Here is an 8,747-nt window from a genome sequence, read left to right on the forward strand (position 1 = left end):
CCGCCCCCGCTCCCGTTGAGGTGGACTGATGCTCCGTCGAATATGTTCCTCGCTGCGAGCCGCCGCCCTGGCGCTCGCCCTCGTCATGGCCCCGGCGTTGCTGCTGGGCGTCGCCGCCGCGCCCGTGCACGCGGCGAGCTACACCCCGATCAGCGGGTCGGGTTCCAGCTGGGCGTTCAACGCCGTCGACCAGTGGCGCCGGGACGTCAGGCAGTACGGCATGCAGATCTCCTACAGCCCGCAGGGCTCCTCCTACGGGCGCCAGCAGTTCCTGGCCGGTACCACCGACTTCGCCGTCTCGGACATCCCGTTCCAGACCGACCCGACGGACGGTTCCGCGCCGGAGCGGCCGGTGGCCGGGTCGTACGCGTACATGCCCATCGTGGCGGGCGGCACCGCCTTCATGTACCACCTGACGATCAACGGGCAGCGGGTCACCAACCTGCGGCTGGGCCAGGACACCCTGACGAGGGTCTTCACCGGGGCCGTGCGGTACTGGGACGACTCGGCGATCCGGGCGGACAACCCGGGACTGAGGCTGCCGCACCGGGCCGTCGTACCCGTCGTCCGCTCGGACGGCTCGGGGGCGACAGCCCAGTTCACGCTCTGGATGGCGAAGCGTCACACCGCGCTGTGGAAGACGTACTGCGCCAGGGTCGGCCGCAGCAACGCCTGCGGGGAAACCTCGTACTACCCGACAGTCACCGGCATGATCGCCCAGTCCGGAGACCTCGGCGTGGCCGGGTACATCTCCCAGGGCTACGGCGAGGGATCCATCGGGTACGTCAACTACTCCTACGCCCTCAACGCGCACTACCCCGTCGCCAAGCTCCTGAACACCGCCGGGTACTACTCCGAGCCGACCGCGCAGAACGTCGCCGTGTCACTGCTCAAGGCGAGGATCAACACGAACAAGAACTCCGCGGACTACCTCACCCAGAACCTGGACGCCGTCTACACGGACCCCGATCCGCGCTCCTACGTGCTCTCCAGCTACGCGTACATGATCCTGCCGCTCAAGGAGCAGGGCACCTTCACCACGGCCAAGGGCGGGACACTCGGCGCGTTCTCCTACTACTTCATGTGCGAGGGCCAGCGGCAGGCACCCGAACTGGGCTACTCACCCCTGCCGGTCAACCTGGTCAGGGCGGGCCTCGACCAGGTCCGCAGGATTCCCGGGGTGGTGCCCAAGAACATCAACATCAAGGGCTGCAACAACCCGACCTTCAGCGCGGACGGCACCAACCGGCTCGCCACCACCGCGCCCATGCCCTCCGCCTGCGACAAGAAGGGCGCGTCCCTGCAGTGCGCCACCGGCTCCGGCGGGGCCAAGCAGACCCCGGCGAACGGCGGCTCCGGCGGATCCACGAGCGGCGGCTCGACCGGTTCGTCCGGCGGTACGGCGGGTGGCTCGTCGGGCGGTACGACCGGTGGCGGGTCCGGGGGTACGGGAGCCACGGGCACCGGGGGACCGGCCGGGGGTACGGCCTCCACCGGCGGCCCGATCGTCGACCCGGACACCGGGCAGACCGTGAACCCGGCTGCCTCGGGCGGCAGCAGCACAGGGGGAAGCGGCGACGGAGGCAGCGGCGGCGCCCTGGTGCTGGCCTCGCCCGTCTCCGTGTCGTCCGACGACGGCTGGAGCACCTCGCAGACCCTGATGATCCTCGCCGGACTCACCCTGCTCGTGGTGGTCCTTGTTCCCCCCGTCACCGCGCAGATCCTGGCCGGGCGCAACGGCAAGAGCCGTAAGGGAGAAGGAAAGTGAGGGCGCGTCAGTTCCTCCGTGCGGCCGTGGGCGCGACGGCGGGCGCCCTCGCGGGCGCGCTGCTCTCGGTCGTGGTGGCGCCCGGCGCGGACGCGGCCCCCGCCACGGCCCCCGCCACGGGCACCGCCACGGCCCGTGCCGCGGCCACAGCCGGCTCCGCCGTCACCGTCTCCGGGCGCGGCGAGTTCGCCGCCATGAGGTTCACCGTGAGCCAGACCGAGGGGCTGACCGACCGGGCCGTCACCGTCTCCTGGACCGGTGGCACGCCCACCACCTTCGCCGGAAACCAGTTCAACACGGACTTCGTCCAGATCATGCAGTGCTGGGGCGAAGACGACGGCACCCACCCGGACAACCCCGGTCCGCCCCGTACCCAGTGCGAGTACGGCGCCTCGCCCACAACCGACCGCTCCAACTGGCCCGGCAACGGCGACAACGACACCCGCGCCGTCGTCTACCGCGCCAGGCCCGGCCACTACGGGCAGGACGACACATACGGCTCCGGCATGCCCTTCGGTCTCGGTGAGGTGCCGTTCAAGTCGGTCGACGGCACCGTCGTCACCAGCGGCACGCAGAACAACAGGTTCTTCAACCACACCACCACCAACGAGATCGACTTCGCGCGCACCGGCGCGGCCGGCACCGGTTCGGAGATCTTCGAGACCCAGACCCTCAACGAGGCCCCGCAACTCGGCTGCGGCGCCCCGGTCACCCACGCCGACGGCACCGTCACCGGCCGCTCCTGCTGGCTGGTCATCGTCCCGCAGGGCCACCTCGACCTCGACGGCGAGCCGTACGAGGACCAGACCCAGGTCAACGCCGGCTCCCCGGTGTCCTCCACCAACTGGAAGAACCGCGTCGCCGTCAGGCTCGGCTTCAACCCCGTCGGCGCCTCCTGCAAGATCGGTGCCGAGCAGCAGGACACCATGGGCAGCGAACTCGTCGCCGAGGCCATGAGCAGCTGGCAGGCCAGGCTGTGCGCCGACGGCACCGTCTACGGCTTCACCCAGCTCGGCGACGCCGACACCCGCGCCCGCGTCACGTCCGGCGCCGGCGCCCTCGGCTTCGTCACCCGGCCGCTCGGCTCGGACGACGGCACGACCAGGCCCACGGACACGGTGCTCTACGCCCCGGTCGCGCTCTCCGGCGTCGTCATCGGCTTCAACATCGAACGACAACCCGGATCCACGGCCACCAGCGAGCAGAAGGCGCTGGAGGGAACCAGGTTCGCCTCGATGAGGCTCACCCCACGGCTGATCGCCAAGCTGCTCACCGAGTCGTACCGGGGCTCCCCCTGGGGCGCCGTCAGGACCACCTACTCCGACGGCACGGCCACACAGACCGCCGCGAAGGGCTACGGCTGGGTCCTGAACAACCCGGCGGGCCTGCTGTCCGACCCCGAGTTCCTGGCCCTCAACCCCGAGTACGCCAACCAGTCCCTCCCCGAGAACCCCAGCACCGACACCGACCTCCAGGTCGCGCTCGGCCACACCGACGCGGCCCGGCAGCTCTGGAACTATGTGCTCGCCGACAAGGACGCCCGACGGTTCCTGGCCGGCGTACCCGACGACAACGGCATGCGCGTCAACCCCTACTACAGCACCAACGACGACCTGAACCCCACCGGTTACGCCTTCACCGCGGCCCGGGACGACTTCCCCAAGGCCGACCCGTGGACCACACTCCCGCCGGGTTCGGCCGAGGCGACCGTCAAGCAGGGCATGACCGACTTCCACCCCTACGTCGACGACATGCTCTTCGCCGCACTGCACGCGCGCCGCGGCGACCAGTTGTGGAAGTCCAGCTGGGACGCGACCGCCAACCCACCGGTGTGGAAGTCCCCCGGCCCGCAGAACGTCGGCCAGCGCGTCCAACTGGTCGTCACCGACTCGGCGTCGGCGGCCCGTTACGGTCTGCAGACCGCCGGTCTGCTCAACTCCGGGGGCAGGTACGTCACTCCGACTCCGGCCTCCCTGAGCGCGGCGGCGGCCTCCGCCACGGGCAGCCCCGCCGTCGTCCCGGTCACCTCGTCCCGGGCGGGCGCGTACCCGCTCGCCATGCTGGTCGACGCGGTGGTCCGCCCGGGCCGGATCGAGGCCGCCGACCGCAGGAGTTACGCCGCTCTGCTGCGCTACGCCGTCCAGGCGGGCCAGCACCCCGGCATCACCCTCGGTGACCTGCCGCTCGGCTACGCACCGCTGGACCGCACGCTGCGCGGCAAGGCCCTGACCGCCGCGAAGCAGTTGGAGTCCTACCGGGGCGCTGCCGCGACAGGCGGCTCCACGGCCCCCGCGACCGGCGGCGGCACGGGAGGCACAACGGGGGGAGCGGCGCCCGAGGCCGGGGGCGGCACCTCCGGTACCGATACCGGTGCCGGTGCCGGAGGGGGCACAGGCGCCGGTACCCCGACAGGCTCCGCGTCCTCGCCGACCCCGAGTGGCCACCCCGTCCCGCGGCGCGGCGGCACCGCGCCCGATCTGATCGTCACCGCCGGTGGTCTCACCCCGGCCGACCCGGCGGTCCCGTTCCGTCTGGCCCTGCCCATCGGCGCGGGGCTCGGCGCGCTCACCGGGCTGATCGCGCCGTTCGCGGCCGGCTGGCGTCCCCGGATCCCGGCCGCCGCACGCTTCGCGGTGCCCGCCCTCGTCCGCCGTACGACTCGCCGACCGGGCGGGAGGTTCCGCAGGTGACTGTCATGACCGACAACCAGGCAAACCAGGCAGGGGAGCGGGAGGCCGTACCTCTGCCCTCCGGCGACAGAACGGCCGACGCGGCCGAGGCGACTGATGCGGTCGCGCCGACCAGGACGGTCAGAACGCCTGACACAGCCAAGGCGGGGCGGCGCGGCTCGGCGAGGCCCTACGCGGTGGGCGGCGCGCTGCTCACCGTGAGTGTGCTGCTGCTCGGCATCTGTGCCCAGCTGGTCCTGTTCAGCCCGCTCCAGCACCGCGCCGCCCAGACGGCCGGCTTCGACAGACTGCGGGGCGAACTGGCCGCCGGAACCGTGGCCGTGTCGCAGAGCGACCAGAGCGGACGGCTGCTCACCCCGGGCACCCCGCTGATGCTGCTGGAGATCCCGAAGCTGCGCGTCCGCGAGGTGGTCTTCGAGGGCACCTCCTCCGACGTACTGGCCAAGGGCCCCGGCCACCGCCGCGACACGCTGCTGCCGGGTCAGGCCGGCACCAGCGTGATCATGGGCCGGGCGGCCGCCTACGGCGGACCGTTCGGGCACCTGGCGGACCTGACCCCCGGTACCGCCTTCCGGATCACGACGGGTCAGGGGCGATTCACCTTCCGTGTCCTCGACCTGCGGTACGCGGGCGACCGGGCCCCGGCCGCTCCCGTCGCGGGCAAGGGCCGTGTCGTACTGATGACCGCGACCGGCCCGCCCTACCTGCCGAAGGGCGTCCTGCGTCTCGACGCCGACCTGGTCGGCAGGGCGACCGACACCCCCGCCCTGCGCATCGCCCCGGACTCCCTCCCGTCGGCCGAACTCCCGCTCCGTGGCGGGGCCGTCGTCTGGTGGGCCCTGGTGCTCTGGCTCCAGGCGCTGGCCGCCGTCTCCGTGGCGGCGGTCTGGTCCTGGTTCCGCTGGGGGCGCCGGCAGACCTGGATCGTGTTCACCGGGCTGCTCGGCGGCATCGGCCTGCAACTGGCGGAACAGATCACCCGCCTCCTCCCCAACCTGCTCTGACCCGTCCAGGACCGAGGTTCCTTTCATGACCGACACCGACACCGACACCGTCGCCGACACAGTCCGTATCCCCGCCGCCGTCGAGGAAACCGAGGAAACCGGGCAACCGGCCGTCGTGCCCGCCGAACTGGACGCCCGTGGCGTCTCCGCCTGGTTCGGCAGCCACAAGGTGCTCGACCGGGTCTCCCTGACCATGCCCGCCGGCCGGGTCACGGCCCTGATCGGCCCGTCCGGCTGCGGCAAGTCCACCTTCCTGCGCACCCTCAACCGGATGCACGAGATGGTGGGCGGCGCGGCCTTCGCCGGTGAGGTGCTGCTGGACGGCGCCGACCTGTACGCGCCCGGGCGCAGGCTCACCCAGGCGCGGCGGGACATTGGAATGGTGTTCCAGAAGCCCAACCCCTTCCCGGCGATGTCGATCTACGACAACGTGCTGGCGGGGCTGAGACTGACCGGTGTCAAGGCCGGCCGTTCGACGAAGGACGCGCTGGTCGAGGAGTGCCTGACCCGCGCGGGCCTGTGGCAGGAGGTGCGGGACAGACTGCGCCGGCCCGGCGGTGCGCTGTCCGGCGGCCAGCAGCAGCGTCTCTGCATCGCCAGGGCCCTCGCCGTGCGCCCGCGCGTGCTGCTGATGGACGAGCCGTGCTCGGCGCTGGACCCGACCTCCACGCGGCGCGTGGAGGAAACCATTCACAGCCTGTCGCAGGAGGTCACCGTCGTCATCGTGACCCACAACATGCAGCAGGCCGCGCGCGTCTCCGACCAGTGCGCCTTCTTCCTCGCCGAGCAGGGCGTCCCGGGCGGCATCGTCGAACACGGTCCGACCGACGCGATGTTCCACAACCCCCAGGACCGGCGAACGGCGGACTACGTCAACGGGCGCTTCGGCTGACGGGGACCGTGCGGCGTCAGGGTCTGCCCGTGACCTTCCGCACGCGACCCCGGCCGAGTGGTCAGGAGTGGTCAGGAGTGGTTCCGAGGAGGCGCAGCGCCTGGCGATGCGCCATAGGATGACCCATATGTCGTTCGACACGTAGCTCGGTGTGCCATCCGCCAGAGGGGACGGCTTTCATGATGTTCCCCAGGGAGGTCGCGCCGGACGGAACGCATGGACCGTTCGAGACGGCGAACGTGGCCGCCGCGGTGATCGACGCCAACGGTACGGTCATCGGCTGGACGGGCGCCGCCGAGCGGCTCCTGGGATACGGCGCCCCGGAGATCCTCGACCGTTCGGCGGCCACTCTTCTGGCGCGGCCGGAGGACGCGGCACGGGCTGCCGAGGTCGCCGAGGTGTGCGGGACCCGGGAGAGCTGGGGCGGGCTGGTGGGCGCCCGGCACCGTGACGGCCACCGGATCGAGGTCGGGCTGCGGGTGACCGCGATGTCCGACACCGACGACCGCAAGGCCTGGCTGGTGTCCGCGACCGATGTGTCGAAGGCGCCCAGCTGGGCGGTCAGCGGGGAGGTGCTCGAAGGGTTCCTCACCCGCTCGCCGCTCGGCATGGCCGTGCTCACCCCGGACCTGCGGTACGTGTGGATGAACGACACCCTGGAGCGCTACGGCGGTGTGCCGCGCGACGAGCGGCTCGGGCGCCGGATGTCGGAGTCGCTGCCGGGCCTGAACACCGAGGCGCTCGAAGAGCAGATGCGACGGGTGCTGGAGACCGGCGTACCGGTCGTCGACTACGAGTACCGGGGCTGGACCTGGGCGGATCCGCACGAGGAACACGCCTTCTCCACCTCCTTCTTCCGGCTCGACACCCCGGACGGCAACCCGCTGGGCGTCTGCTACATGGGCATGGACGTCACCGACCGATGGCGGGCCCGGGAGCGCCTTGCCCTGCTCAGCGAGGCCAGCGCCTTCATCGGGGGCACGCTGAACGTGATGCGGACCGCTCAGGAGCTGGCCGACTTCTCGGTGCCGAGGCTCGCCGACTTCGTGACCGTCGACCTGCTGGAAGCGGTACTGCACGGCGACGAACCCGCTTCGGGGCGGGCCGACGGCGCGTATCTGGTGCGGGCCGGGCAGCAGTCGATCCACGAGGGCGTCCCGGAGTCGGTGATCGCCACCGGGGACCTGATCGACGCGCCCAGGTCCTCGCCGTACTTCGAGAGCATGGTCGCCGGTGCGGCGGTGCTGGAACCGTTCCTGGACCCGGCCACCGCCCCGTGGATCAGGGAGGACCCGGCGCGGGCCAGGAGCATCGCGGAGTTCGGGATGCACTCGGTGATGTGGGTGCCGCTGTCCGCGCGCGGCACCGTGCTCGGGGTGGCGACCTTCGTCCGTATGGAGCATCCGCAGCCCTTCGAGGAGGACGACCTGGTGCTCGCCCAGGAGCTGGTCGGCCGGGCGGCGGTGTGGGTGGAGAACGCCCGCCGCTACACCCGTGAGCACGAGGCGGCGCTGGCCCTTCAGCGGAGTCTGCTGCCGAGGGGGCTGAACGGCGGGACCGCCATGGAGGTGGCCTCGCGCTATCTGCCGGCCGATGTACGGGAAGGGGTCGGCGGCGACTGGTTCGACGTGATCCAGTTGTCCGGCGCCCGGGTCGCCCTGGTCGTCGGTGACGTCGTCGGGCACGGACTCAACGCCGCCGCCACCATGGGCAGGCTGCGGACCGCCGTACAGACCCTCGCCGACATGGACCTGCCCCCGGACGAGCTGCTGGCCCATCTGGACGACCTGGTGATCCGGCTGGCGGAGGAGAAGGGCGACGACGAGCCCGTCGCCACGGCGGTACTGGGCGCCACCTGCCTCTACGCCGTCTACGACCCGGTCACCCAGTTGTGCACCATGGCCCGGGCGGGGCATCCGCCGCCGGCCGTGGTCGCCCCCGGCGGCAAGGTCACCTTCCTGGACCTGCCGGCGGGCCCTCCGCTGGGTCTCGGCTCGCTGCCCTTCGAGTCCGCCGAGGTGTCCCTCCCCGAGGGGAGCCTGATCGCCCTCTACACCGACGGTCTCATCGAGAGCGCCGGGCAGGACATCGACGTCGGGCTGTCCCGCCTCAGCGATGTGCTCGCGCAGTCCGGCCTGCCGCCGGAGGAGCTGTGCTCGGCGGTCGTCAACAACCTGCTGACCGGCCCGCAGACCGACGACGTCGCCCTGCTCCTGGCCCGCCCGCACGCGCTGGGCGCCGACCGGGTCGCCTCGTGGGACATCCCGACGGATCCGGCGGTCGTCGCGAGCGCCAGGGAACTGGCCGTCCGCCAGCTTCTCGGCTGGGGTCTTGAAGACCTGGTGATGACCACGGAACTGGTGGTCAGCGAACTGGTCACCAACGCCATCCGG

The 8,747-nt window shown here is 71.8% G+C and carries 5 protein-coding genes; all 5 read left to right on the forward strand.

Annotated elements, in window-relative coordinates:
- The first annotated feature begins 28 nt into the window (after positions 1-28).
- On the forward strand, positions 29-1,768 hold the full coding sequence (locus AOK08_RS48575; protein ID WP_055534219.1) for a substrate-binding domain-containing protein: 1,740 nt from the start codon (positions 29-31) through the stop codon (positions 1,766-1,768).
- The gene (locus tag AOK08_RS36875) at positions 1,765-4,458 is read left to right on the forward strand and encodes a hypothetical protein (RefSeq protein ID WP_157876954.1); all 2,694 of its coding nucleotides are present in this window, start codon (positions 1,765-1,767) and stop codon (positions 4,456-4,458) included. The genes AOK08_RS48575 and AOK08_RS36875 overlap by 4 nt, the downstream gene beginning before the upstream one ends.
- 5 nt (positions 4,459-4,463) lie before the next feature.
- Complete coding sequence (locus tag AOK08_RS36880) at positions 4,464-5,462, forward strand: sortase (protein ID WP_079054484.1); 999 nt, start codon at positions 4,464-4,466, stop codon at positions 5,460-5,462.
- Between the two features lie 115 nt (positions 5,463-5,577).
- Positions 5,578-6,354, forward strand: a complete 777-nt coding sequence (locus AOK08_RS36885) for a phosphate ABC transporter ATP-binding protein (RefSeq protein ID WP_198539501.1) — start codon at positions 5,578-5,580, stop codon at positions 6,352-6,354.
- Between the two features lie 179 nt (positions 6,355-6,533).
- On the forward strand, positions 6,534-8,747 hold a 2,214-nt coding region (locus AOK08_RS36890; RefSeq protein WP_055534227.1), incomplete at its 3' end, for a SpoIIE family protein phosphatase.

The sequence above is a fragment of the Streptomyces graminilatus genome, from assembly GCF_001418565.1.
GTDB lineage: Bacteria > Actinomycetota > Actinomycetes > Streptomycetales > Streptomycetaceae > Streptomyces > Streptomyces graminilatus.

Coding starts and splice junctions, on each gene's coding strand:
- AOK08_RS48575 (WP_055534219.1), top strand. CDS start 29: ATGCTCCGTCGAATATGTTCCTCGCTGCGAGCCGCCGCCCTGGCGCTC.
- AOK08_RS36880 (WP_079054484.1), top strand. CDS start 4,464: ATGACCGACAACCAGGCAAACCAGGCAGGGGAGCGGGAGGCCGTACCT.